Below are 24,613 nucleotides of genomic sequence, written 5' to 3'. Positions count from 1 at the left end.
GCAGGGCCTCTTCCCGTCTCCCGCCGTCCCGTCCCCATGGCCACCACATACGCGTACCCCTCCCCCGATCGGTCCGTGGATCATGACACGGCCGGGGGGAGGGGCCCAGGGGCGCGGGGCCTCAGCCCTCCAGGAAGGCCACGAGCGCGTTCGCGAGGTGGTGCGGGTCCTCGGAGCCGCAGAGTTCGCGGGCGCTGTGCATCGACAGGCAGGCCACGCCGATGTCGACGGTGCTGATGCCGTGGCGGGCCGCGGTGATCGGGCCGATCGTGGTGCCGCAGGGCATGTCGTTGTTGGAGACGAACGACTGCCACGGCACGCCGGCCTTCTCGCAGGCGGCGGCGAACACGGCCCGGCCGCTGCCGTCGGTGGCGTAGCGCTGGTTGACGTTCACCTTGAGGATCGGGCCGCCGTTGGGGCGCGGGTGGTGCGTCGGGTCGTGCCGCTCGCTGTAGTTGGGGTGCACGGCGTGGCCGACGTCGGAGGAGAGGCAGATCGAGCCGGCCAGCGCGCGGGCCTTGTCCTCGTAGCCGCCGCCGCGGGCGTAGACCGAGCGCTCCAGGACGTTGCCGAGGAGCGGGCCGTGGGCGCCGGTGTCGGCCTCGGAGCCGTTCTCCTCGTGGTCGAAGGCGGCCAGCACCGGGATGTACGGCAGGTCCGGCAGCGCCGACACGGCCGCGAGGGCGGCGACGCAGGCGTGCACCGAGATCAGGTTGTCCATCCGCGGGCCGGCCAGCAGCTCGCGGTCGCGGCCCAGGTAGGCGGGGGCCTCGACGGCGTGCACCATCAGGTCCCAGCCGGCGACGTCCTCGGCGTCGACGTCCGCCTCGTCGGCGACGAAGGAGATCAGGTCGCCCTCGTGGACCTCGCCCAGGCCCCAGATCGGCTGCATGTGGCGCTGGCGCTCCAGCTTCATGCCGTCGTTGACGCCCCGGTCGAGGTGAATGGCGAGCTGCGGCACCCGCAGCACCGGCCGGTCCACGTTCACCAGGCGGTGGCTGCCGTCGCGCAGGGTGAGCCGGCCGGCCAGGCCGAGGTCGCGGTCGAGCCAGCTGTTGAGCAGCGGGCCGCCGTAGACCTCGACGGCGATCTGGCGCCAGCCCTCGCGGCCGAAGTCGGGCTGGGGCTTCACGCGCAGGTTGGGGGAGTCGGTGTGGGCGCCGACGATCCGGAACGGCGTGTGCGGGGCGGCGCCCTCGGGCACGTACCAGGCGATGATCGCGCCCCCGCGGATCACGAACTTCCCGCCGGCCGTCCCGTCCCAGGCGTCGGTCTCCTCGACCCTGCGGAAGCCGGCCTCCTCCAGCCGCGCGGCGGTGTTGGCCACCGCGTGGTACGGCGAGGGCGAGGCCGCGAGGAAGGTCATGAGGTCATCGGTGTGGCCGCGGTCGAACCGGGGAGCTGCGCTACTCATGCTGTTCACCTTACGCAGGTGCCTTCCGAAGCCGACGAGGGCCGCCGAGCGACGGATCGGACGCCGGAGCGGACCCCGACCGGACTCCGGAGCGGGACATCGGAACGGGGGGCAAAAGAGAACGGCCCGCTCCCCTCCCCGGGAGCGAGCCGTTCCGGTGCGGACGGAGGCGTGTCCTAGAACACGGCCTCGTCCAGGTCCATCAGCGAGCCGTCGACGCCCTCCGCGAGGAGGCGCTCGGCGGTGACGCCCGGCAGCATGTTGGCGGCGAAGAACTTCGCGGCCGCGATCTTGCCCTGGTAGAACGCGAGGTCCTTGCCGGTGGCGCCGGCGGCCAGCTTCTCGGCGGCCACGGCCGCGCCGCGCAGCAGCAGGTAGCCGACGACGACGTCGCCGGAGGCGAGCAGCAGGCGGGTGGTGTTGAGGCCGACCTTGTAGATGTTCTTGACGTCCTCGCCGGTGGCGGTGAGGTCGGTGAGCATCTTGCCGACGATGCCCTCCAGGTCGACGGCCGCCTTGGCGAGCGCGTCGCGGGCGCCGGCCAGCTCCTCGCCGCCGGTGCCGACCGCGAGGAACTTCTTGATCTCCTCGGCGAGCGCGTTCAGGGAGGCGCCCTGGTCGCGGACGATCTTGCGGAAGAAGAAGTCCTGGCCCTGGATGGCCGTGGTGCCCTCGTAGAGGGTGTCGATCTTGGCGTCCCGGATGTACTGCTCGATCGGGTACTCCTGCAGGAAGCCGGAGCCGCCGAAGGTCTGCAGCGACTGGGCGAGCTGCTCGTAGCCCTTCTCGGAGCCGTAGCCCTTGACGATCGGGAGCAGCAGGTCGTTCAGGCCGTGCAGGGCCTTCGTGTCCTCGCCGGCGGCTTCCGCTACCGCGATCGCGTCCTGCACGGAGGCCGTGTAGAGGACGAGGGAGCGCATGCCCTCGGCGTACGCCTTCTGCGTCATCAGCGAGCGGCGGACGTCGGGGTGGTGCGTGATGGTGACCTTGGGCGCGGCCTTGTCCATGAAGTTCGCCAGGTCGGTGCCCTGGACGCGCTCCTTGGCGTACTCCAGGGCGTTGAGGTAGCCCGTGGAGAGGGTGGAGATCGCCTTCGTGCCGACCATCATGCGGGCGAACTCGATGATGAGGAACATCTGGCGGATGCCCTCGTGCTTGTCGCCGATCAGCCAGCCCTTGGCGGGGTGCTGGTCGCCGAAGGTCATCTCGCACGTGTTGGAGGCCTTGAGGCCCATCTTGTGCTCGACGTTGGTGGCGTAGACGCCGTTGCGGGCGCCGAGCTCGCCGGTCTCCCAGTCGAACTCGTACTTCGGGACGAGGAAGAGCGAGAGGCCCTTGGTGCCGGGGCCGGCACCCTCGGGGCGGGCGAGGACGTAGTGGAGGATGTTCTCCTCCATGTCGTGCTCACCGGAGGTGATGAAGCGCTTCACGCCCTCGATGTGCCAGGAGCCGTCCTCCTGCTGGACCGCCTTGGTGCGGCCGGCGCCGACGTCGGAGCCCGCGTCGGGCTCGGTGAGCACCATGGTGGAGCCCCAGCGCTTCTCGACGGCGATCTGCGCGACCTTCTTCTGCGCCTCGTTGCCCTCGTTGTAGAGGACGCCGGCGAAGGCGGGGCCGGAGGAGTACATCCAGATGGCCGGGTTCGAGCCGAGCAGGAGCTCCGCGTAGGCCCAGACGAGGGAGCGCGGCGAGGTGGTGCCGCCGATGCCCTCGGGGATGCCCAGACGCCAGTACTCGGAGTCCATGAAGGCCTTGTAGGACTTCTTGAAGGAGGCCGGGACGGGCGCGGTGTTGGTCTCCGGGTCGAAGACCGGCGGGTTGCGGTCGGCGTCCGCGAAGGACTCCGCGAGCTCGTTCTCGGCGAGGCGGCGGATCTCGTCGAGGATGCTCTTCGCGGTCTCGACGTCCATCTCCTCGAACGGACCGGTGCCGTACACCTTGTCGCGGCCGAGCACCTCGAAGAGGTTGAACTCGATGTCGCGGAGATTCGACTTGTAGTGCCCCATGGCGACGGCTCCGTAAAGGCTCGGGGAGGCGGTTTCCTCATACGCGTACACGACGACTACCGGCGGGTAGCTCACGCTCTCTACGATGATGCTACCCACCGGTAATAACGGCAACCCCTATCCGGCCAAGTTGTCTGTGACGCCGCCCTCAGTGGCGCGGGGCCGGGGCGGTCAGTAGTGCTCCACCTTCTGGCCGTCCGGCACCTGGTAGCAGCCGGAGACGACGTCGATCATCAGCATCGGCGGCTTCGGCTTGCCCAGCACGGTGCGGGCCTTCCAGAAGCTGACGTGCACGCCGAACTTCCGCTCGTCGTTGTCGGCCGTCAGCTCCAGGCTCTTGGCGGGGCTGCCGTCGGGGCCGTACTTGACGATCTTCCAGCCGTGCTTGGGAAGCTCCGCCTTCAGTCGCTCCATGGCCTGCGCCAGCTCGTCGTCGGTCGTCGCCGACAGGCTCCACGGGTGGAACATCGTGTAGAACTTCTCGCGGTCCAGGCCCTCGCAGGAGCGCACCCCGGCGCCCGCCTTGGAGGCGGTCCCCTTGACCGCGATCAGGTCGTAGAGCTCGCTCGACACCTTCTTGGTCTCGGCGTTCACCTCGTCCTGGTCGCGTACGCCGACGACCTTCGCCCCGTCGGAGCCGGACGTGCCGGCCGCGGTCCCGTTCGAATCGGACATGCTGCATCCCGTGAGTGTGAGGAGCGCCGCCACCACGGCGGCGGCGCCGGCCCGGACCTTAGTCAACCTTCTTCACCTGTTCGTATTCGCCGGTGACCACGGCGGCCTGGTTCCTGATGCTCAGGCTGCCGTCGTTCCAATAGTCGCTGTGCCCTTCCCCGTCCGTGGCCATCTGGTTGGCCCCGAACACCTCGTCGCTGGGGATGAGGAACACGCCGCCGCCCAGCCGCCACTGGCTGCCGCCGTGGCCCCACCGGCCGATGTCGGGCACGGCGTCGCCGTCGGCCTCCTCGTTCCACACGTGCCCCTTGGGGACGTCCAGCTCGCCCGCCGAGCCCACCTGGACGCCGGGGCTGCCCGCGAAGACGATGTCGTCGGCGTGCAGGGTGCCCTGGCGCGCGGCCGAGCCGATCAGGGTCGTGCCGTAGGAGTGCCCGACGGCGGTGGTGTGGCTCTTGTCGGGGCCGCCCTGCGCGACCTCCAGGCCCTCCATGAACGTGTTGTAGGCCGGAGCGCCGTCGTTCGCGTAGTGGCTGAAGGGCGCGTCCTTCACGATGTCCTGCGGGGCGTCGTAGCCGAGCCAGGTGATGGTGGAGACGTTCGATCCCGGTGACATCGCGTGGGACTCGCGCCACAGGCTGTTCATGCGGTCGATGTTGCCGCCGATGCTGCCCAGGTTCGACGTCGTGCCGGGCACGTAGACGGCCGTGTGGTCGGCGTTGTCGGGATTTCCACTCGCGACGATGGCCCGGCCGTGTCCCTCGGGGGAGAAGCCGAGCAGATACGCCTCCGGCAGTCCGTCCTTGCCGGTCTTGGCGAAGCGCTCGTCGATCGCGTCCATGCCCTTGAGCGAGCTCTCGAGATGGGCCTTGCGGTCGCCGTACTCCTTGTCCCACTTGATCCACGCGTCGCTGTACAGCATTCCGGCGCGTCCCGCGAAGACCATCTTCGGGACGGGCTCGGGCGGGATCGCCTTGAGGTCGAGGTGGTACTGGGCCTTCGACTCCGCGAGCACCATCCGGTTGGCGTCGTCGCGGACGCCGGAGGGGATGCCGTCCAGGGCGCCGATGGAGGCCGGGTAGAGCGTCGCGTACTCGTCGCGCTGCTCCTGGGTGAGGCCGTTCCACCAGTCGGCGTTCTCCTTGGGGGACTTGCCGTGGGGGATCTTGTCGTCGTCGGCGTACTTGCCGGCCGCGTCCTGCAGCGCCTTGGTGTCCTTGGCGGCGTCGGCGAGGGTCGCGTCGCTGACGGTGAGGCCGGGCTCGGCCTTCAGGTTGCGCAGGGCGCCGGCGTAGCGGCCGTCGATCTCGGTGGCCTCCCGGACCGCGTCGCCGATGCGCTGGGCGATGTCCTCGGCCTTGCCCTTGTTCTCGTCGCCGCTGCCGATGCCCTCGGCCTTGCCGGGGAGGTACGGGAAGGGGGCGCCGTCGTGGGCGGTCTGGTCGCCCTTGAGGACGTACGACTGGGTCGGGTAGCTGACCGACCCGTCTTCCTTCACGGTGAACTTGAGGTTCTCCGCGTCCTCCAGGGCCTGCTTCAACTTCTTCTGCGGCGCCGCGAGTTCGGCCGCGAGCCCGTTGAGCGCGGTGCGGACGAGTCCGCACTCGGTGTGCAGGTACTGGTAGTTGCGGGAGAGCTGCTGGACGTCGCCGCCCGCCTTGTTCGCCGTGTCGCCCTTCTGGGTGTCGTGGATCCGGGCGAACATCCCGTTGTCCACCCGGTCCTTGTCCGCGTTGGAGCGGGAGCTGATCTTGCCCCAGCCGTCGGCGGCGTCGGTGTACTCGTTCAGCTTCACGTCGCGCAGCTGCTGCCAGGTGGGCACGGCGGTCAGCCTTCCTTCTTCGGGCCGGACTGCTTGTCGCCCTCGGCGGCGACCTTCTGCTGGGTGTCCAGCTCGCGCTCGCCGAAGTCGCGCCCGGCTGCCTTCAGGGCGCCTTCGAGGCGGCCGCACTCGTCGCGGACGTTGGTGAGGCGGGTCTTCCAGGTGCCGAGGATCTCGGTGAGCGCGGCGGAGGAGTCGAAGCCCGCGGTGCCGCCGGTGACGCCCTCGTTCGCGGTGTCGAGGTCGGTGACCGAGGTGGTCGTGGAGGTCTTCAGCTCGCCCGCGGTGTTCCCGGCGCTGTGCCAAGGGCCCACGTCGGCCTTGAGATCGGGACCTCCGCCGCCTCCGCCGTCGGGCGCCGGGACCCCCGCGAGGCTCATCGCCGCGGGCTGTTCGCCGATGATTTCCTGCCATTTGGCGTTGAGCGCCATCTTTCACCCCCGTGGTGGCCGGATTGCTTCCGCGAACCTAGCAAGAGAGTCCGTGCCGTGCGAAGAAGAGTGCGCGGGGCATCCATGCGCCCCCCGGGCGGGCGTCCGGTCGATAGTCTGGGCCCATGTACGGCTACGACCAGAATCCGGGTGCCCAGCAGCAGTACGGCCAGCCCCCGCAGCAGCCGCCGATGCACGGCGGGATGCAGGGCGGCGCGCAGGCCGGCATGCAGGGCGGCATGCAGGGCGGGTACGCCCAGCAGCCGCCGCTCTACCCGGAGCCGTCGCCGCCCTCGCTCGCGGACGCCGTCCGGGCCTTCACGACCGGCACCCTCGCGGCCGAGGACTTCCAGCAGATCTTCGCGACCTCGAAGGTCTACTGCCCGCGCGGGGACAACCCGGGCTTCCTCGCCCTGCACAACACCCAGCAGCCGGTGATCCCCATGTTCACCTCGCTGAAGGAGCTGCGCCGGTACGCGGGCAAGGAGTCCAAGTACTTCGTGATCACCGGGGCCGAGGTGATCGACCTGCTGCCGACCGGGTACGGCTTCGTCCTCGACATGGAGGGCGACCACCGCATGGTCTTCGACGCGAAGGCCGTGGAGCAGATGGTCGACTTCGCGATGCGGCGGATGTACGGCTGACGGACGCTGGTCGTATCGGCCGAAGTCGGTCGACGGCCGGAAGGTGTGGGGACGCCCGGGAGGAATACCTCCCGGGCGTCCCGCGTTCCAGGTGGCAGAAAGTTCAAGCTTCAACGAAAGTGGAAGCGAAGCAGTCGTACGAGCTTCAACTAAAGTGGTCGTACAGAAGGAGGCCCGCCATGCCCGCCGTGACCGTCGAGAACCCGCTCACCCTGCCCCGCGTCGCCGCTCCCGCCGAGGCCGTCGCCCGGCCGGTGCTCGCGGTGACCACCGCGCCCTCCGGCTTCGAGGGCGAGGGCTTCCCGGTACGCCGCGCGTTCGCCGGGATCAACTACCAGTACCTCGACCCGTTCATCATGATGGACCAGATGGGTGAGGTGGAGTACGCGCCGGGAGAGCCCAAGGGCACCCCGTGGCACCCGCACCGCGGCTTCGAGACGGTCACCTACATCATCGACGGGATCTTCGACCACCAGGACTCCAACGGTGGCGGCGGCACCATCACCAACGGTGACACCCAGTGGATGACCGCCGGCTCCGGCCTCCTCCACATCGAGGCCCCGCCGGAGCAGCTCGTCATGAGCGGCGGCCTCTTCCACGGCCTCCAGCTCTGGGTGAACCTGCCCGCCGCCGACAAGATGATGGCCCCCCGCTACCAGGACATCCGCGGCGGCCAGGTCCAGCTCCTCACCTCCCCCGACGGCGGCGCGCTGCTCCGCGTCATCGCCGGCGAGCTCGACGGGCACCAGGGCCCGGGCATCACCCACACGCCGATCACGATGATCCACGCGACCCTGCGCCCCGGCGCCGAGATCAGCCTGCCGTGGCGCGAGGACTTCAACGGCCTCGCGTACGTCATGGCCGGCCGCGGCACCGTCGGCGCCGATCGGCGCCCGGTCCACGTGGGCCAGACCGCCGTCTTCGGCAAGGGCGGCGCGCTCATCGTCCGCGCGGACGAGAAGCAGGACGCGAACACCCCCGACCTGGAGGTCGTGCTCCTGGGCGGACAGCCGATCCGCGAGCCGATGGCGCACTACGGCCCGTTCGTCATGAACTCCCAGGCCGAACTGCGGCAGGCCTTCGAGGACTTCCAGGCCGGCCGCCTCGGCACCATCCCGGCCGTCCACGGCATGGGCGAGTAGCACCCGTACGGCCGGAGCCGTCACGGGTACGGGGCGCGAGGACGCCCTCGTACCCGTGACGGCTCCTCCGTTCCCGGCCTGCCGCCCCGCGGCGGGCGCCGTCGCCCGTCCGGCCCCCACCGCAGGACGACACGCCGGGCGGCGTGGTCCGGTGGACGGGTGTCCACCGATCGCCCGCCGCCGCTGCTTCCCGAGGGTGCCCGCCGCACCGCGGCCTGGTGCGCCGTCGCCCTCCTCGTCGCCGGGGTCGCGGCGGTCTTCATCTGGCTCTGCGTCGTCTTCAAGACGGCCGTCACCCCCGTCCTGCTCGCCCTCCTCGGCACCGCCCTGCTCGGCCCGCTCTACCGCCGGCTGCTGCGGATGAAGGTGCAGAAGTCGCTGGCCGCCGGGCTCACGGTGATCGCCGTCGTGACGGTCGTCGGCGGCGCCACGTACATCGTCGTCGCCGCCCTCATCGAGACCGGCGACCAGATCATCGCCTCGCTGCGGCAGGCCGCCACCGACATCGCCGACCACCTCGGCGCGGCCGGCACCTCCCTGGACGACCTCGCCAAGAACGCCAAGAAGCTGCTGGAGAAGTTCGGCGGGACCGCCGCCTCCGGAGTGATCTCCGGGCTCAGCGTCGTCGGCCAGATGCTCGCCGCCGCCGTCCTCGCCCTGCTCCTCATCTTCTTCTTCCTGCGCGACTCCGACCGGGCCGTCGACGCGCTGCGCTCGCTCGCCCCCCGCTCCACCGGCGACATGGTGGAGGCCATGGGGCGGCGCGCCTTCGAGGCCGTCGAGGGCTTCATGCGGGGCACCACCTTCGTCGCCTTCGTCGACGCCGTCCTCATCGGCATCGGCCTGCTCGTCCTCAAGGTGCCGGGCGCGGTGGGCCTGGCCGCGCTCGTCTTCGTCACGGCCTACATCCCGTACCTCGGCGCCTTCCTCTCCGGCGCCGTCGCCGTCCTCGTCGCCCTCGCCGACCGGGGCTTCGTCATCGCGCTGTGGGTGCTCGGCGTCGTCCTCGCCGTCCAGGTCCTGGAGGGGAACGTGCTCCAGCCCATGGTCCAGAGCCGGACCGTGCAGATGCACCCGGCCGTGGTCATGCTGGCGATCACCGCCGGCGCCTCCGTCGCCGGCATCCTGGGCATGCTGCTCGCCGTCCCGCTGACGGCCGCGGCGTTCGGGGTGATCGGCGAACTGCGCAGCCGGTACGGGAGCCAGGGCGGGCGGGACGTCCAGGACAGCGGGAGCGGGTGATCAGGCCGGCAGGGGACCTGGCTCGAAGGAGGCGAGCAGCTGTTCCAGGGCCGCCTGGTCGGGGCCGACGAACGGGTCCGCGTCCGGCGCCATCGTGAGCGTCTCGATCATCCGGCCGGTCATCCGCACCGCCGGCGGCAGATGCGTGCTCAGCACGATCTCCGGGTTCATCTCCCGGACCAGGTCCACCCACAGCCCGTACTTCACCGGGTCCACGATCTGCACCCACGGGCTGTCGATCATCGCCCACAGCAGCTGCGCGCCCCGCAGCTCCTCCGGCTTCAGGTCGTTGGCGTGCCCGGAGCGCGCGAGCTCCTCGGTGGGCATCGGGCCGCCGAAGCAGTCGGAGCTGAAACAGATCCGGGTCTTCTCGTCGTAGAAGCCGACGGTGGCCGGGTTGTCGAAGAGCGGCGGCCGGAACGCGTCGAGCGACCGGTCGCCCACGTCCAGGCGTTCGCCCGGGTTGAGGAAGTACACGCGGTCCATCGGCAGGGCCCGCTCGGTCGTCATGATCCCCGCGCCGACGAAGGTCGTCACCACCTTCGCCCGGGGCGCCGCCTCCAGCAGCGCGAAGAGCCCGCCCGTGTGGTCGCGGTCCGGGTGGGTCAGCCAGATCCAGCGCACGTCGGCCGGGTCCACGATGCCGCCGAGCACGGCGAGGAAGTCCCGGTCGGCGACGGACAGCCCGGTGTCGACGACCACCGGCTCGCGGGCGGTGAGGACGAAGGCGTTGACGGGGATGTGGCCGATCCCCGGCACTTCGAGACTGTCCCCGAGGACGGTGACGTCACTGCCGACCCTGTGCGTGTCCATGGCGGGCTCCAGGTCCCCCGGCGACCGTACGGAACCAGTCTCCTCCGGGGGTGGGGAGGGCGCGCGTTACGGGGCGGGGGTGGGGGGCTGGTCGGCCTGGTCGGGCAGGCCCTGCTCGTTCGCCGCGTCGGCCTGGTCGGGCTCGTCGGGTAGGCCGGGCGCGTCGGCAGCGTCGGGCAGGCCGGGCTTGTCGGCCGCGTCGTTCTCCTCGCCCTGGTCGGTCTCCTCGGCCGGGCCGGGCTCGTCGAGTTCGAACCAGATCGACTTGCCGTCGCCCCGCGGGTCCACCCCCCACGCGTGCGCCAGCATCTCCATCAGCCACAGCCCGCGCCCGCTGGAGGCCATCTCGCCCGGGTGCCGCTTGTGCGGGAGCTCGTCGCTCGCGTCGGAGACCTCGACGCGGAGCCGGCGGGACGTCCCGCCGCACACGACCTCGGCGACGAGCAGCGCGTCGCCGTCGGTGTGGACCAGCACGTTGGTGAGCATCTCGGAGACCATCAGGACCGCCGAGTCGACCTGGTCCTCGTCCGACCAGTCGTGCAGGAGCTGGCGCAGTTGCTCGCGGGCGGCGGCGATCCGCTCGGGCTCGGCCTGGGCGACCGTCATCATCGTGCGGCGCGGGGCCGGCAGCGTCGCCGCGCCCTGCCGGGACAGCAGCAGCACCGCGATGTCGTCCTCGCGGCGGTCGGCGAGCGGCCCGGTGGTGTGGTGCGAGCCGGGCCCGTGGACGGCCTCGACGAGGCGGTCGGCGAGCCCTTCCAGGTCCTCGCCGTCGTCGGCCTCCAGCAGCTTGCGGACCCGCTCCCAGCCGGAGTCCAGGTCGTGGCCGCCGGTCTCCAGGAGGCCGTCGGTGCAGATCATCAGGGTCTCGCCGGGCTCCAGGGTGAGCCGGGTGGTGGGGTAGTCGGTGTCGGGGTCGATGCCGAGCGGCAGGCCGCCCGCCGTGGGCCTCAGGAGAACCGTTCCGTCGGTCATGCGCACCGCCGGATCGGGATGCCCGGCGCGGGCGATCTCGACCACCCCGGACTCCAGGTCGACCTCCAGGTACAGGCAGGTGGCGAAGCGGGGGCCGCCGTAGGGCCCGGAGTCGTCGGCCCCGTAGCCTCCGACACCCCCGCCTGTGCCGTCCGTGCCCTCGGTGCCGTCCGTGCCCTCGGTGATGCCGTACAGGAACCGGGACGCCCGGGAGAGCACGGCGTCCGGGCGGTGCCCCTCGGAGGCGTACGCCCGCAGGGCGATCCGCAGCTGCCCCATGAGCCCGGCCGCCCGCACGTCGTGGCCCTGGACGTCGCCGATCACCAGGGCGATCCGGCCGGCGCCGGACCCGCCGGGCAGCCGGATCATGTCGTACCAGTCGCCGCCGACCTGGAGACCGCCGCCGGTGGGCACGTACCGGGCGGCCACCTGGATGCCGGGGATGCCGGGGCCGAGCACCGGCATCATCGTGCGCTGGAGCCCCAGCGACAGCTCCCGCTCCGACTCGGCCACCCCGGCCCGGGCCAGCGCCTGGGCCAGCATCCGGGCGACCGTGGTGAGCACCGAGCGCTCGTCGGGCGTGAAGGCGACCGGGTGCTTGAACGCGGCCATCCACGCGCCCATCGTGCGCCCGGCGACGACCAGCGGGACGAAGGCCCAGGAGCGGCGGCCGAAGCGCTGGGCGAGCGGCCAGGTCATGGGGAATCGGCGCAGGTACTCCTCGGGCGTCGGCAGGTAGATCGCCCGCCCGGTCCGCGCCACCTCCGCCGCCGGGTAGTCGGTGTCCAGGGTCATCGAGGTGAAGGGGCCCTCGTCGCCCTCGCTGTGCCCGTGGTGCCCGATGATCGTCAGCCGGTCGCCGGCCAGGCCGAAGACGGCGAGCCCGTCCGGCGAGAAGCCCGGCATGGACAGCGAGGCCGCCACCCGCAGCACCTCGGCCGTCGACCGGGCCTCCGCGAGCGCCCGGCCCGCGTCCAGCAGGAACGCCTCGCGGGAGCGGCGCCAGTCGCCGGTGATGGGGGTGGAGGCGGCGGTGCCGGGCTGCGGCTCGGCGACCTCCTGGAGGGTGCCGACCAGCTGGTAGTCGTCGCCCTCGATGAGCGGCTTGGACCTGCTCCGTACGGTACGGAGCACCCGGCCCTGCTCGTCCATGATGCGCAGCCGGGCCTCGGCCAGGGTGTCCTCGGCGACGGCCAGGTGGACCACGCCGTCGATCTCGTTCCAGTCGACGGGGTGGAAACGGGAGCGGACGGCCGCCTCGGTGAGCCGCACGGACTCCGCGGGCAGCCCGAGGAGCCGGGCCGCCTCGGCGTCGAGGGTGACCACCCCGGACGCGTTGTCCCAGCGCCACAGACCGGTCGCGATGGCGGCCAGGACGTCCTCGGTGCGCATTGCCCCACTTTATGAATATCGGACTGCAAGTCGCCACTGAGAGTATTCGAATCGCGATCATGGGTGGCCCGGTACCCTGGGACGGCTGGACGTGTGTCCGTCCGGCGCCCACCAAGGATCCCGAAGAACTGGATGAACGACGATGCATCGGTACAGGTCCCACACCTGCGGCGAGCTCCGCGCCTCTGACGTCGGTACTGACGTCCGGCTGAGCGGCTGGCTGCACAATCGGCGCGACCTGGGCGGCATCCTCTTCATCGATCTGCGCGACCACTACGGCATCACGCAGCTGGTCGCCCGTCCCGGCACCGCCGCGGCCGAGGTCCTGGACAAGCTGACCAAGGAGACCGTCGTCCGCGTGGACGGCAAGGTCGTCTCGCGCGGCGCCGACAACGTGAACCCGGAGCTCGCCACCGGCGAGATCGAGATCGAGGCCGCCACGGTCGAGGTCCTGGGCGCGGCGAAGCAGATCCCCTTCACCATCAACGCCGACGACGGCGTGAACGAGGAGCGGCGCCTGGAGTTCCGCTTCCTCGACCTGCGTCGCGAGCGCATGCACCGCAACATCATGCTGCGCTCCGCCGTCATCGCCGCCATCCGCTCCAAGATGGTGGCCCTCGGCTTCAACGAGATGGCGACCCCGATCCTCGCCGCGACCTCCCCCGAGGGCGCCCGCGACTTCGTCGTCCCGTCCCGTCTGAACCCGGGCAAGTTCTACGCGCTGCCGCAGGCGCCGCAGCAGTTCAAGCAGCTGCTGATGATCTCCGGCTTCGACCGCTACTTCCAGATCGCGCCCTGCTTCCGCGACGAGGACGCCCGCGCCGACCGCTCGCCGGGCGAGTTCTACCAGCTCGACGTCGAGATGAGCTTCGTCGAGCAGGAGGACGTCTTCCAGCCGATCGAGAAGCTGATGACGGAGCTCTTCGAGGAGTTCGGCGGGGGCCGCCACGTCAGCTCCCCCTTCCCGCGGATCCCCTTCCGCGAGTCGATGCTGAAGTACGGCAACGACAAGCCGGACCTGCGCACCGACCTGGAGCTCGTCGACATCACCGACGTCTTCGAGAACTCCGAGTTCAAGGCCTTCGCCGGCAAGCACGTCCGCGCGCTCGCCGTGCCGGAGACCGGCGACCAGCCCCGCAAGTTCTTCGACTCGCTGGGTGACTTCGCGGTCTCCCTCGGCGCGAAGGGCCTGGCCTGGGTCCGGGTCGGCGCGGAGGGCGCGCTCACCGGCCCGATCGCCAAGTTCCTCACCGAGGAGAACGTCAAGGTCCTCACCGAGCGCCTCGGCCTGGCCGACGGCCACGCCGTCTTCTTCGGCGCGGGCGAGTTCGACGAGGTCTCCAAGATCATGGGCCCGGTCCGGGTCGAGGCCGCCAAGCGCGCCGGCCGCTTCGAGGAGAACGTCTTCCGCTTCGCGTGGATCGTCGACTTCCCGATGTACGAGAAGGACGAGGAGACCGGCAAGATCGACTTCTCGCACAACCCGTTCTCGATGCCGCAGGGCGGTCTGGAGGCCCTGGAGACCCAGGACCCGCTGGACGTCCTCGGCTGGCAGTACGACATCGTCTGCAACGGCATCGAGCTGTCCTCCGGCGCGATCCGGAACCACGAGCCCGAGATCATGTTCAAGGCGTTCGAGATCGCGGGCTACACGCGCGAGACCGTCGAGACCGAGTTCGCGGGCATGCTCCGTGCCTTCGAGTTCGGCGCCCCGCCGCACGGCGGCATCGCCCCCGGCGTCGACCGCATCGTGATGCTCCTCGCCGACGAGCCGAACATCCGCGAGATCATCGCCTTCCCGCTCAACGGCAACGGCCAGGACCTCCTGATGGGCGCCCCGACGGAGCTCGACGAGTCCCGCCTGCGCGAGCTGAACATCCAGCTCCGCAAGCCGGTCACGAAGGAGAAGCCCTCGGACGACCGCCCGGTCACGGAGTCGGTCCACCCGGACGCGGCCCGCTGAGCCTGACGGCCTGACGAAAGGGCCCGGAACCGATCCTCGGTTCCGGGCCCTTTCGTTTGCGGGGGATACGGCCTACGCGTCCTCGTCGGCGAAGATCTCGTCGACGCCGGAGACACTGACGGCCCGAGCGACCCAGCGACGCAGCACCTCGGGATCGTCGCAGCCGGTGATGCGCTCACGGGCGGCGTCGGAGACGTCGAGTCCGCGCTGCTCCAGGATGATCAGTATGGCCTGGGCCGTGCCCTGGGCACGGCCCTCGTCCCGGATCTCCTCGGAGATGACCGACGTGTAGAAGGAGAGGTCCACGGCCACCAGGTTCCTCCAGAGCTCTAGGGCCGGTCGCTTCTCCAGCCCCTGGGTGGTGAATTCGATGATCGGGTCGGCGACGTCCTCGGGGACGTCCCGCAGAGCGGTGGAAAGTGCTTTCAGTATGGCACCGATGTCCGGATCGCCCGCGTGCGTGATGGCCGACAGGGTGGTCAGTGCGAGGTCCGCGCGGGCCTCGGCGGGGTCGGTGATCACCGGCATGTTGTGGGGGCCCACGACGAGCGGCCGCAGGGTGAGCGTGGGCAGGTCCGGCGGTCCGCTGGACACCGGCCGCCCGGCCCATTCGGCGGTGGCCCGGTCCTGGCACACGACCAGCAGCGCGGTCGGCAACCGGTACTTCGTCCAGAGGTACGCGGTGTAGTACGCCCAGCTCGCCGGCTTCGCCGGGTCCTTCTTCCCTTGGGCCTCGATGGCGAGGAGGAGGGAGCCGTCCTCCGCGCTGTCGAGGCGCAGAAGGGTGTCCAGCCGCCGCTCGACGGGACTCGCCTCGGTGAGGTCCGTGGGCATGACGGTCACCTCGACGGGCGAGGGCAGGGGTAAGCCGAGCACTCCGGAGAGGCGGCTGAAGAGGTGCAGGTCGTGCTGGAAGATGCGGTGCATCGCTTCGTGCGGGGAGCTGACCACGGGGTTCCTTGAGGGGTCGGTCCTTCTCCTGGTCCGGTCGGGACGAGCGTAGGGAGAGCGGCACGGGCGGGTCCTATGCTTCTGGCATATTCGCTCGTACGGGTGACCGGGCTGGCCGGAGAACGGCGAAGGCCGCCGTCCCTTGGGGGAGCGGCGGCCTTCGGAGTGGGGTGGGTCAGTCCTTCTTCGGGTCCTCCAGGCGGGGGAACAGGACCGCGCCCTTCGTGACCGTCGTGCCGGCCGGGAGCTTGCCCCAGTCGCCCGCGTGCTGGACCGGCTGGGTGGCCAGGGCGCCCAGGGACGCCTCGGCGCCCAGGGAGTCCCAGAGCGCCTGCGAGGTCTCCGGCATGATCGGGTTGAGCAGGACGGCGACCGCGCGCAGGGACTCGGCGGCCGTGTAGAGGATCGTCGCCAGGCGGGCCCGGCCCTCCTCCGACTCGTCCTTCGCGACCTTCCACGGCTCCTGCTCCGTGATGTAGCCGTTGACCTGCTTCACGAAGTCGAAGATCGCCAGGATGCCGCCCTGGAAGTCCAGCTCCTCGCCGATCTTCCGGTCGGCCGTCGCGACGGCCTTGGCCAGGCCCTCGTGGACCGCCTTCTCCGCGTCGCCGTCCGCCGTCGCCGCCGGCAGCGCGCCGTCGAAGTACTTGCCGACCATCGCCGCCACGCGCGAGGCGAGGTTGCCGTAGTCGTTGGCCAGCTCGGACGTGTAGCGGGCGGAGAAGTCCTCCCACGAGAACGAGCCGTCCTGGCCGAACGCGATCGCCCGCAGGAAGTACCAGCGGTACGCGTCCACGCCGAAGTGCGAGGTCAGGTCCTGCGGCTTGATGCCGGTCAGGTTCGACTTCGACATCTTCTCGCCGCCGACCATCAGCCAGCCGTTGGCCGCGATCCGCCCGGGGACCGGCAGGCCCTGCGCCATCAGCATCGCCGGCCAGATCACCGCGTGGAAGCGCAGGATGTCCTTGCCGATGAGGTGGACGTTGGCCGGGAAGGTCTCCGCGAACTTCTCCGGGTTCTCGTTGTAGCCGACCGCCGTCGCGTAGTTCAGCAGCGCGTCGACCCACACGTAGATCACGTGCTTGTCGTCCCACGGCACCGGGACGCCCCAGTCGAACGTCGAGCGCGAGATGGAGAGGTCCTCCAGGCCCTGCTTGACGAAGTTCACGACCTCGTTGCGGGCCGACTCGGGCTGGATGAAGCCCGGGTTCGCCTCGTAGAACTCCAGCAGCTTCGGGCCGTACTGGCTCAGCTTGAAGAAGTAGTTCTCCTCCTTGAGGATCTCCACCGGCTTCTTGTGGACGGCGCACAGCTTCGTGCCGTCCTCGGCCTCGATGAGATCGCCCGGGAGCTTGTACTCCTCGCAGCCCACGCAGTACGGGCCTTCGTACCCGCCCTTGTAGATCTCGTCCTTGTCGTACAGGTCCTGCACGAACTCCTGGACGCGGTCGGTGTGACGCTTCTGCGTGGTGCGGATGAAGTCGTCGTTCGCGATGTTCAGGTGCTCCCAGAGGGGCTTCCACGCCTCCTCGACCAGCTTGTCGCACCAGGCCTGGGGAGTGACGTTGTTCGCCTCGGCCGTGCGCATGATCTTCTGACCGTGCTCGTCCGTGCCGGTGAGGTACCACACCTTCTCACCACGCTGGCGGTGCCAGCGGGTGAGCACGTCGCCTGCGACGGTCGTGTAGGCGTGGCCCAGGTGAGGAGCGTCGTTGACGTAGTAGATGGGGGTCGAGACGTAGAACGCCTTCGTGCCCTGCTTCTCGGATCCAGTGGCCGCCATGGTGCGAATTTTAACGGCCGGAAGAGGGTCTCCTCACACGGTTAAAACGGGGGCTCGGGGGGTAAGCCGTCCGGCCTGCCCCCCGGGCCCCCGTTTCGGCGGGCGGGACGGGGCCCGCCCGCCGCCCGTCAGAGCGCCGGGGCGTCCGCGAGCAGCCCGCGGTAGAACGCGGCGTGCGGGGTCTCCAGCGGGGCCGGGCCCGCCAGGTGGACGCCGGTCCTCGGGGCGGTGGCGGGCAGCTTCCGCAGGTAGTCGAAGGCCTTGCCGTCCTCCTCGCCCCAGGCCGTGAACCGCCAGTGCACCGGGCGGTCCGCCGCCTCCGCCAGCGCCTGCGTGGCGGCCGTACGGGACTCGGGCGCGCCGTCTGTCTGGAACACCACCAGGGCCGGGCGGGCCGGGTCGTTCTTCTCGTGGTGGGCCAGGACCTCCTCGATCGCCCGGTGGTAGTTGGTCCTGCCCAGCCGGCCGAGCGTCGCGTTGACGGTCTCGACGCGGTCCGGGGTGAGGTCGGCGGGGCGGAGCTCGACGGTGCCGTCGATGTCCGTCGAGAAGAACACCGCCGTGACCGCCGCGTCCTCGGACAGGTGCGCGGCCAGCGCCACGGTCTGCTCGGCGAGCCGCTGCACGGACCCGTCCTTGAAGTACGGCCGCATCGACCCGGACCGGTCCACCACGAGGTACACGGCCGCCCGGGCCCCCTCCAGCCCCTGCTTCTTCAACACGGCACCGGCGGCCTTGTACGCGTCCACGAGCTGCGGGGCGACGGCCTTGACCTGGGCGAGGGAGAGCGCGGGGGCGGGGGCGGGGGCCTCGGCGGCCGGCTCGACGGGGGTGTCGGTGGCGGCCGGCTCCTCCTCGGCGGCGGGGGCCTCGACCGGGGCCGTGGCGACCACGGCCTCCGGGGCTGCGCCCGGCTCGGCCGGCTCCGCCGTCTCGGCGGACGCGCGGGCGGCGGGGATCTGCGCCGAAGCCACGGCGACACGCTCCTCGCCGTCCGACCCCTCGACCGCGATCTCGGCAGGGGCCTCCGGCGCGGCGGTGTCGGTGTCCACGGCTGCCGTGGGCTCGACGGCGTCGGCGTCTGCGGTCGCCTCCGGCTCGATGGTGTCGTCCACGGTGGCTTCCGGCTCGGCGAGCTCGTCCGCGTCCACGGTGGCCGCATCCGCGACCACCGCCGCGTCGACCGTCGCGGCGGGCTCCTCCACCTCGTCCGCCTTGGCAGGCGCCTCGGCGTCGGCCGGGGAGTCCGAGGCGTTTGCGTCAGCCACCGGCGCGGCTTCGGTCTCGGCGGTCGCCTCGGCGGCGTTCGTGTCTGCCGTCGTCTCGGCGTCGGCCGGGGAGTCCGTCGCGTCCGCGTCAGCTGCCTGCGGGGCCTCGGTCTCCGCCGGGGTCTCGGCGCTGTCCGTGTCCGCCGTCTGCGTGGCTTCGGCCTCGGCGGTGTTCGTGTCTGCCGTCGTCTCGGCCTCGGCCGGGGAGTCCGACGCGTCCGCGTCAGCTGCCTGCGGGGCCTCGGTCTCCGCCGGGGCCTCGGCGCTGTCCGCGTCCGCCGCCTGAGTGGCTTCGGCCTCGGCCGTCGTCTCGGCGGCGTCCGCGTCTGCCGTCGTCTCGGCCTTCGCCGGGGAGTCCGTCGCGTCCGCGTCCGCCACCTGCGTGGTGTCGGTCTCGGCCGTCGGCTCGGCGGCGTTCGTGTCTGCCGTCGTCTCGGTCTCCGCCGGGGCCTCCGTCGCGTCCGCGTCCGCCACCTGCGTGGTGTCGGTCTCGGCCGTCGCCTCGGCGCTGTCCGCGTCAGCCGTCTCCGTGGTGTCGGCCTCGGCCTCGGCCTCGGCCGTCGGCTCGGCGGCGTCCGTGTCCGCCGCCGTCTCGGTCCCCGCCAGGGGTTCCGACGCGTCCGCGTCCGCCGTCTCCGCCGCCGTGTCGCCGGCCGGAGTGGTCTCCTCCGTCTCGGCCGCCGCCGACGGCTCGTCCGCCTCAGCGGTCGCGGGCGCCGTCGCAGCCGGCTCCTCCGCCTCGCCGGTCGCCTTATCGGCAGCCGCGCTCACCGGCGCCTCGGCCGGCGCCCCGGGCTTCGCCGAAGCCTCGGCCTCCGCCTCCGCCGAAGCCGCCGGAGCCTCGACCTCCGCCTCCGCCGAAGCCTCGGCCTCCCCCGACGCCCCCTCGTCCGACGCCCGCCGTGCCGCCGGCACCTGCGGGTTGTCGAAGGAGGCTGCCACCAGGTCGGCCGCCGCGCGTTCGGCGGGGGATTCTTCCGTGGTGGTCGTGGTGGATCCCTTGGCCTCGCCCGGGCCCGACGACTGGGCCGGTACGGAGGTTGCCGGGGCGGAGGACTCTTCGGCGTCGTTCGCGCGGTCTCGGCCGAATACCTTGCGCAGCAAGCTCCGAATACCCATGGGCGAACCCCTTCGCATGAGTTGGGCGTTATGCGTCCTTCATCCCTGGCCAGGGCGGACACGTAAGGTTAGCGGCCGCGCCCGCCCGGCCCTACGACCCGGGCTCCCCCGGTCGCCGTGCATTCATCCGGCGTTCACTCCACCGCCTCCGCTGTGCAGATGTGCGCACATAACGTCACCGCCGGACGATGATCGACACCCCGGAGGACGACGTGCGCAACCTGCTGCCGATGCTGAGCAACCACTCGCATGGAGGCGGGCGTTCCGCCATGACCTGCCGGTTCCGGTGTGGTGACGCCTGCTTCCAGGAGGTGCCCAACACGAGTGGCAACGAGTACGTCGGCGACGTCATAGCCGGTGCGCTCTCGCGCCGTTCCGTGATGCGTGCCGCCGCGGTCGTGACCGTCGCCTCCGCCGCCGGGACCGCGCTCGCCGTCGGCAACGCGCCCGCCGCCGAGGCGCACCAGCGGCCGAAGCCGAAGCCGGAGGCGGGCGGGGCCCGCGGGCTCCGGTTCACCCCGGTCGCGCCGAACACCGCCGACCGGGTTACCGTCCCCTCCGGCTACGAGCAGAACGTGGTCGTCCGCTGGGGCGAGCCCATCCTGCGCGGCGCGCCGGCCTTCGACCCGGAGAAGCAGACGGCGAAGGCACAGGCCGGGCAGTTCGGCTACAACAACGACTTCCTGTCGCTGCTGCCGCTGCCGGACGAGCACCACCGCCAGGTGCTGGTGGCCAACCACGAGTACACCGACGAGGTGCTGATGTTCCGGGGCTACGACCCCGAGAACCCGACCCGCGAGCAGGTCGAGATCGCCTGGGCCGCGCACGGCCTCGGCGTCGTCGTGGTCCAGGAGGAGCACCGCACCGGCAAGCTGACGGCCGTCACCCGCCACCGGCTCAACCGGCGCCTCACCGCCACCAGCGTGTTCGAGGCGACCGGTCCCGCCGCGGGCAGCGCCCTCCTGAAGACCTCGGCCGACCCCTCCGGCCGCAAGGTGCTCGGCACGCTCAACAACTGCTCCGGCGGCACCACCCCGTGGGGCACCACGCTGCACGGCGAGGAGAACTTCAACCAGTACTTCGCCAACGCGTCGAGCGCCACCGACAAGCGGTACGGCATCGGCACCGGCGCCAGCGAGCGCAAGTGGGAGCGGTTCGACAAGCGCTTCGACCTGAAGCAGGAGCCGAACGAGGCGCACCGCTTCGGCTGGGTCGTCGAGCTCGACCCGTACGACCCGGAGTCGACGCCCCGCAAGCGCACCGCGCTCGGCCGGTTCAAGCACGAGGCCGCGCAGCCGCGGATGACCGCCGACGGGCGGGCCGTGGTCTACATGGGCGACGACGAGCGGTTCGACTACTTCTACAAGTTCGTGTCGAGCAAGCGGATGAAGAAGGGGCGTTCGCGGGCCGCGCACGCGCACAACCTCACGCTGCTCGACGAGGGCACGCTGTACGTCGCCCGGCTGACCGGCGACAGCCCGGCCGCCGAGATCGACGGCAGCGGCAAGCTCCCCGCGGACGGCGAGTTCGACGGCAGCGGCGTGTGGATCCCGCTGGCCACCGCGGGTCCGGACGGGGCGGTCTCGCACGTGCCCGGGATGACCGCCGAGGAGGTGTACGTCTTCACCCGCCTCGCCGGCGACAAGGTGGGCGCCACCAAGATGGACCGTCCCGAGGACATCGAGCCGTCCCCGCGCACCGGCCGGGTCTACGTCGCGCTCACCAACAACTCCAACCGAGGCAAGGGCACCAACCCGGGCGCCGACGAGGCCAACCCGCGCAACCTCAACAAGCACGGGCAGATCCTGGAGCTCGCCGAGCACTGGGACGACCCGTCCTCGGACGGCTTCGCCTGGCGCCTGTTCCTGGTCGCGGGCGACCCGAACGACCCGGCCACCTACTTCGCGGGCTTCCCGAAGGACAAGGTGTCGCCGATCTCCTGCCCCGACAACGTCGCCTTCGACCCGCACGGCAACCTGTGGATCTCCACCGACGGCAACCAGCTCGGCTCCCACGACGGCCTGTTCGGCGTCGCCACGCACGGCGAGCGGCGCGGTGAGCTCAAGCAGTTCCTGACCGTCCCGACCGGCGCCGAGACCTGCGGCCCGATCGTCCAGGACCGCCGGGTCCTGGTCGCCGTCCAGCACCCGGGCGAGATCGACGGGGCCTCCGTCGAGAAGCCGGCGTCGGTGTGGCCCGACGGGCCCGGCCGGATCGTCCGGCCGGCCGTCGTCTCGGTGTGGCGGGCCGACGGGCGCGACATCGGCGTCTGATCCCGGGAGGGGGAGGGCCGAGGCCGGTCGGCCGGACGCGTCACGTGACGCCCAGGCCCTCCCTGAACCGTACGAACTGTTCCTCCGGCTCCCCGGTGTACACCCACGGCACCCACGCCGCCCGGGCCCCGAGGAGCCCGAGGAGCTCCCGCGCCAGCTCGACCTGGCCCGCGTAGCACGCGGCGTGGGCCAGGTAGTTGAGGTCGGCGACCTCCTCGGGGGCCACCGGGCGGCCCGGTTCGCGTCCGCCGATCCAGCGGGCGTACGTGCGGCGCAGCTCGGTCACCGCGAGTTCGTGTTTCCAGTGCTGGTCGAAGCCGCGCACCGGGCCCCGGCCGAGTGCCCCGTCGGCGATGTAGCGGTACTCCTCGACGCGCGCGACCTGCACCAGGACCGGCAGCGGCGAGCCGGGCGGGGCGACGCCCGCCGCGTCGCGCGCGAAGTCGTACATGGCGCCGTGGGTGCCGTGCCAGCGCGCCGACCAGTAGCGCAGCACCTGGGTGTGGCCCTCGGTGTTGTACGGGTCGCGGCGCCGCAACTCGTCGAACCAGTGGCGCAGTTCGCGGCGCGGCACCCCGCCCTCGTACAGCCGGGCGACGGACAGCAGCGACACCCACGGCATCGGGTCGGCGGGTGCCGCCCCCGCCGCCGCGTGGCAGGCGTCGACGGCCGCGTCGATCCGGCCGCGGTCGACGGCGCCGCCCCGGCCGGCGGCGATGGCGACGTCGAAGACCCGGACGACGTCGGTGGCGGCCCGCAGGACGGCCGCGTCGGGGCAGCCGGGTTCGGCGGCCCGCCAGGCCTCGACGGTGGAGCTGCCGGCGGCGGCGTGCGACAGGAGCCGCAGCCGGTGGGTGCGGCGCGGCCAGTCGTCGCCGGTGGCCCGCAGCAGGTCACGGACGCCCTGCCAGCGTCCGATGACCATGTCGTGGCGGGCCTCGGTGAGCGCCCGGTCGCCGAGGTCCGGGTCGAAGTCGGGTGTGAAGCGCGCCGGGCGCGACGAGCGGGACGGTCTGCGGAGAGCGGCCATCCGTTCCTCCCTCGAAGGCAGTGGCCGTCAGAAGTCCGTGGCGAACGACTCGTCCGAGCGGCGGGCGCGCGGCGAGTCCGGTGAGGCGAAGGGCGCGGCGGCGGCGAGCGCGCGGACCGCGTCGAGGCGGGCGGGGCGGTAGTAGGCGCTGCCCTTGGCCCAGTACACGAGCATGGGCACGACGCCGAGGGCGAGGCCGCCGAGGCCGATGGTCAGGGCGGTCGTGGAGAGCTCGCCGAGCGACTGGACGAAGGCCCACAGCATGAAGGCGGAGCCGAGCAGCGGCCACACCCCGCCCAGGACGAAGTCCCGTACGGAGCTGAGCAGCAGCGACTTGTAGGCGACGACGGCGGCGATGCCGGCGAGGCCGTAGTAGAACGCGATCTGGAGCCCGATGGCGCTGACCGCGTCCTTGAGGACCTGCTGCACGGAGCCGGCGACGGCCGCCGCCGCGAACATGACGAGCGCGGCGGCGCCGACCGCGACGATCGCCACCCAGGGGGTGTTCCAGCGCCGGTGCACGGTGCCGAGCGCGGCCGGCATGGTGCGGTCGCGACCCATCGCGAACAGCGAGCGGGTGACCTGGATGAGGGTGGTCTCCAGGGTGGCGACCGTGGACAGCAGCACGGCGAGGACGAGGAGCTTTCCGCCGGTGCCGGGCCAGATCTCCTCGCCGAGGACGGCGAGGACGTTGGCGCCGGCGCCGTCGATCCGCTCCGCGCTCAGCAGCACGTTGACGGAGACGGTGAACGCCTCGAACAGCAGGAAGACCACGCCGATGCCGACGAGCGCGGCGAGTCCGGCGGTGCGGCGGCTGTCGCGGGTCTCCTCGCTGAGGTTGCTGGTGACGTCCCAGCCCCAGTAGTAGAAGGCGGCGATGAGCGCGCCGGACGCGAAGCCGGACGTGCCGTCGAAGTGGCCGAGGCCGAACCAGGACCAGTCGAAGGCGGTGGCGTGCCCGCGGTGCGCGACGGCGCCCAGCACGAACGCGACGAGGATCAGCAACTCCACGCCGGACAGCAGGAGTTGGGCGTGAACGGTGAGGCGGGCGCCGCCGAGGACGACGAGCAGCATCATCAGGAACCAGCCGGCGCCGACGGCGCAGGACAGCGCCGTGTTCCCGGCGAGTTCGGGGGCGAAGAGGGAGAGCGTCAGCGAGCCGGCGGGCAGGGAGCCGGCGACCATGAAGACGGTCGTGGCGAAGACCAGGGCCCAGCCGGCGAGGAAGCCGAGGAAGGGGTGGAGGGTGCGGCCCACCCAGGAGTACCCGGCGCCCGCGTTGACGTCGATCCGGCCGAGCCGGGCGTACGCGAGGACGATGCCGAGCATCGGTATCGCGCAGTAGAGCAGCGCGGCGGGCCCGGCGAGGCCCACCGCGCCGAAGAGGACGGCGGTCGTGGCGGCGAGCGAGTAGGCGGGGGCGCTGCCGGCCACGGCCATCACGATGGTGTCGAAGGTGCCGAGGGCATTGGGCTGGAGACCTCTGCCGGAGGTGGTGCGCATGGCGGTGTCCTCGGGGAGGGGAAGGACGGGGGACGCAGGCAAGTGACCGTGCCACCAGGACGCTTGTGGCCGGGGACGGGGGCGCGGATCACGGTGAGTCGAGCGCATCGTAGTCGTACGCGTGGATTCCGGTAACGGCGGCGGGAGGGTTCCGTTCCGCAACCGCC

General features: G+C 71.5%; 17 protein-coding genes. 5 read left to right on the top strand and 12 right to left on the bottom strand.

Annotated features, from left to right (window positions below):
- Window positions 1–121: 121 nt before the first annotated feature.
- The 5 genes from AB0Q96_RS08825 to AB0Q96_RS08805 all read right to left on the bottom strand — a co-directional run bounded on the left by AB0Q96_RS08825 (window position 122) and on the right by AB0Q96_RS08805 (window position 6,348).
- The gene (locus AB0Q96_RS08825; protein WP_365323110.1) at window positions 122–1,414 is read right to left on the bottom strand and encodes a M18 family aminopeptidase; all 1,293 of its coding nucleotides are present in this window, start codon (window positions 1,412–1,414) and stop codon (window positions 122–124) included.
- A gap of 176 nt (window positions 1,415–1,590) precedes the next feature.
- Entirely contained in the window at window positions 1,591–3,420 is a 1,830-nt protein-coding gene (locus AB0Q96_RS08820; protein ID WP_365323319.1) for an acyl-CoA dehydrogenase, read from the bottom strand.
- Between the two features lie 171 nt (window positions 3,421–3,591).
- Window positions 3,592–4,095, bottom strand: coding sequence for a hypothetical protein (locus AB0Q96_RS08815; protein WP_365323108.1), 504 nt, complete (start codon window positions 4,093–4,095; stop codon window positions 3,592–3,594).
- 58 nt (window positions 4,096–4,153) lie between these two features.
- Window positions 4,154–5,917, bottom strand: a complete 1,764-nt coding sequence (locus AB0Q96_RS08810; RefSeq protein ID WP_365323106.1) for an alpha/beta hydrolase — start codon at window positions 5,915–5,917, stop codon at window positions 4,154–4,156.
- Window positions 5,918–5,922: 5 nt separating this feature from the next.
- Entirely contained in the window at window positions 5,923–6,348 is a 426-nt protein-coding gene (locus tag AB0Q96_RS08805) for a hypothetical protein (RefSeq protein WP_365323104.1), read from the bottom strand.
- A gap of 125 nt (window positions 6,349–6,473) precedes the next feature.
- Between AB0Q96_RS08805 and AB0Q96_RS08800 the strand changes: the two genes are divergently transcribed.
- From AB0Q96_RS08800 to AB0Q96_RS08790, 3 genes are all read left to right on the top strand, one after another.
- Window positions 6,474–6,992 (top strand): SseB family protein, encoded by a 519-nt coding sequence (locus AB0Q96_RS08800; RefSeq protein WP_046909367.1) that lies wholly within the window; start codon window positions 6,474–6,476, stop codon window positions 6,990–6,992.
- A 179-nt stretch (window positions 6,993–7,171) separates the two neighbouring features.
- Window positions 7,172–8,134, top strand: a complete 963-nt coding sequence (locus AB0Q96_RS08795) for a pirin family protein (protein ID WP_365323102.1) — start codon at window positions 7,172–7,174, stop codon at window positions 8,132–8,134.
- A gap of 159 nt (window positions 8,135–8,293) precedes the next feature.
- Window positions 8,294–9,376 carry an AI-2E family transporter gene (locus AB0Q96_RS08790; RefSeq protein WP_365323100.1) on the top strand — a complete coding sequence of 361 codons (1,083 nt, stop codon included), beginning with the start codon at window positions 8,294–8,296 and terminating at the stop codon, window positions 9,374–9,376.
- Here AB0Q96_RS08790 and AB0Q96_RS08785 read toward each other — a convergent pair whose 3' ends face one another.
- Window positions 9,377–10,189, bottom strand: coding sequence for an MBL fold metallo-hydrolase (locus tag AB0Q96_RS08785; protein ID WP_365323098.1), 813 nt, complete (start codon window positions 10,187–10,189; stop codon window positions 9,377–9,379). It lies immediately after the preceding gene.
- 66 nt (window positions 10,190–10,255) lie between these two features.
- Complete coding sequence (locus AB0Q96_RS08780; RefSeq protein ID WP_365323096.1) at window positions 10,256–12,556, bottom strand: SpoIIE family protein phosphatase; 2,301 nt, start codon at window positions 12,554–12,556, stop codon at window positions 10,256–10,258.
- 142 nt (window positions 12,557–12,698) lie between these two features.
- Here AB0Q96_RS08780 and aspS point away from each other — a divergent pair, with 142 nt between their 5' ends.
- The gene (gene aspS, locus AB0Q96_RS08775) at window positions 12,699–14,519 is read left to right on the top strand and encodes an aspartate--tRNA ligase (RefSeq protein WP_365323094.1); all 1,821 of its coding nucleotides are present in this window, start codon (window positions 12,699–12,701) and stop codon (window positions 14,517–14,519) included.
- Between the two features lie 72 nt (window positions 14,520–14,591).
- On the opposite strand, the gene AB0Q96_RS08770 is transcribed toward aspS, so the two are convergent.
- The 3 genes from AB0Q96_RS08770 to AB0Q96_RS08760 form a co-directional block, all read right to left on the bottom strand.
- Window positions 14,592–15,470 carry a hypothetical protein gene (locus tag AB0Q96_RS08770; RefSeq protein ID WP_365323092.1) on the bottom strand — a complete coding sequence of 293 codons (879 nt, stop codon included), beginning with the start codon at window positions 15,468–15,470 and terminating at the stop codon, window positions 14,592–14,594.
- 175 nt (window positions 15,471–15,645) lie between these two features.
- A complete protein-coding gene (metG, locus tag AB0Q96_RS08765; RefSeq protein WP_365323090.1) occupies window positions 15,646–17,253 on the bottom strand; it encodes a methionine--tRNA ligase in 1,608 nt (535 codons plus the stop codon).
- 128 nt (window positions 17,254–17,381) lie between these two features.
- Window positions 17,382–19,640 carry a VWA domain-containing protein gene (locus AB0Q96_RS08760; protein ID WP_365323088.1) on the bottom strand — a complete coding sequence of 753 codons (2,259 nt, stop codon included), beginning with the start codon at window positions 19,638–19,640 and terminating at the stop codon, window positions 17,382–17,384.
- Window positions 19,641–19,852: 212 nt separating this feature from the next.
- On the opposite strand from AB0Q96_RS08760, the gene AB0Q96_RS08755 reads away from it, so the two are divergent.
- Window positions 19,853–21,913, top strand: coding sequence for a PhoX family phosphatase (locus tag AB0Q96_RS08755; protein ID WP_365323317.1), 2,061 nt, complete (start codon window positions 19,853–19,855; stop codon window positions 21,911–21,913).
- A gap of 40 nt (window positions 21,914–21,953) precedes the next feature.
- Here the strand turns inward: AB0Q96_RS08755 and AB0Q96_RS08750 are convergent, their stop codons facing one another.
- Window positions 21,954–22,943, bottom strand: coding sequence for a hypothetical protein (locus tag AB0Q96_RS08750; protein WP_365323086.1), 990 nt, complete (start codon window positions 22,941–22,943; stop codon window positions 21,954–21,956).
- 27 nt (window positions 22,944–22,970) lie between these two features.
- Window positions 22,971–24,446, bottom strand: a complete 1,476-nt coding sequence (locus AB0Q96_RS08745) for an APC family permease (RefSeq protein ID WP_365323084.1) — start codon at window positions 24,444–24,446, stop codon at window positions 22,971–22,973.
- Window positions 24,447–24,613 lie beyond the last annotated feature (167 nt).

This window comes from Streptomyces sp. NPDC093111, assembly GCF_040683955.1.
GTDB lineage: Bacteria > Actinomycetota > Actinomycetes > Streptomycetales > Streptomycetaceae > Streptomyces.
The sequence above is the reverse complement of the archived record's forward strand: the minus strand, read 5'-3'. Positions and strand labels throughout refer to the sequence as shown.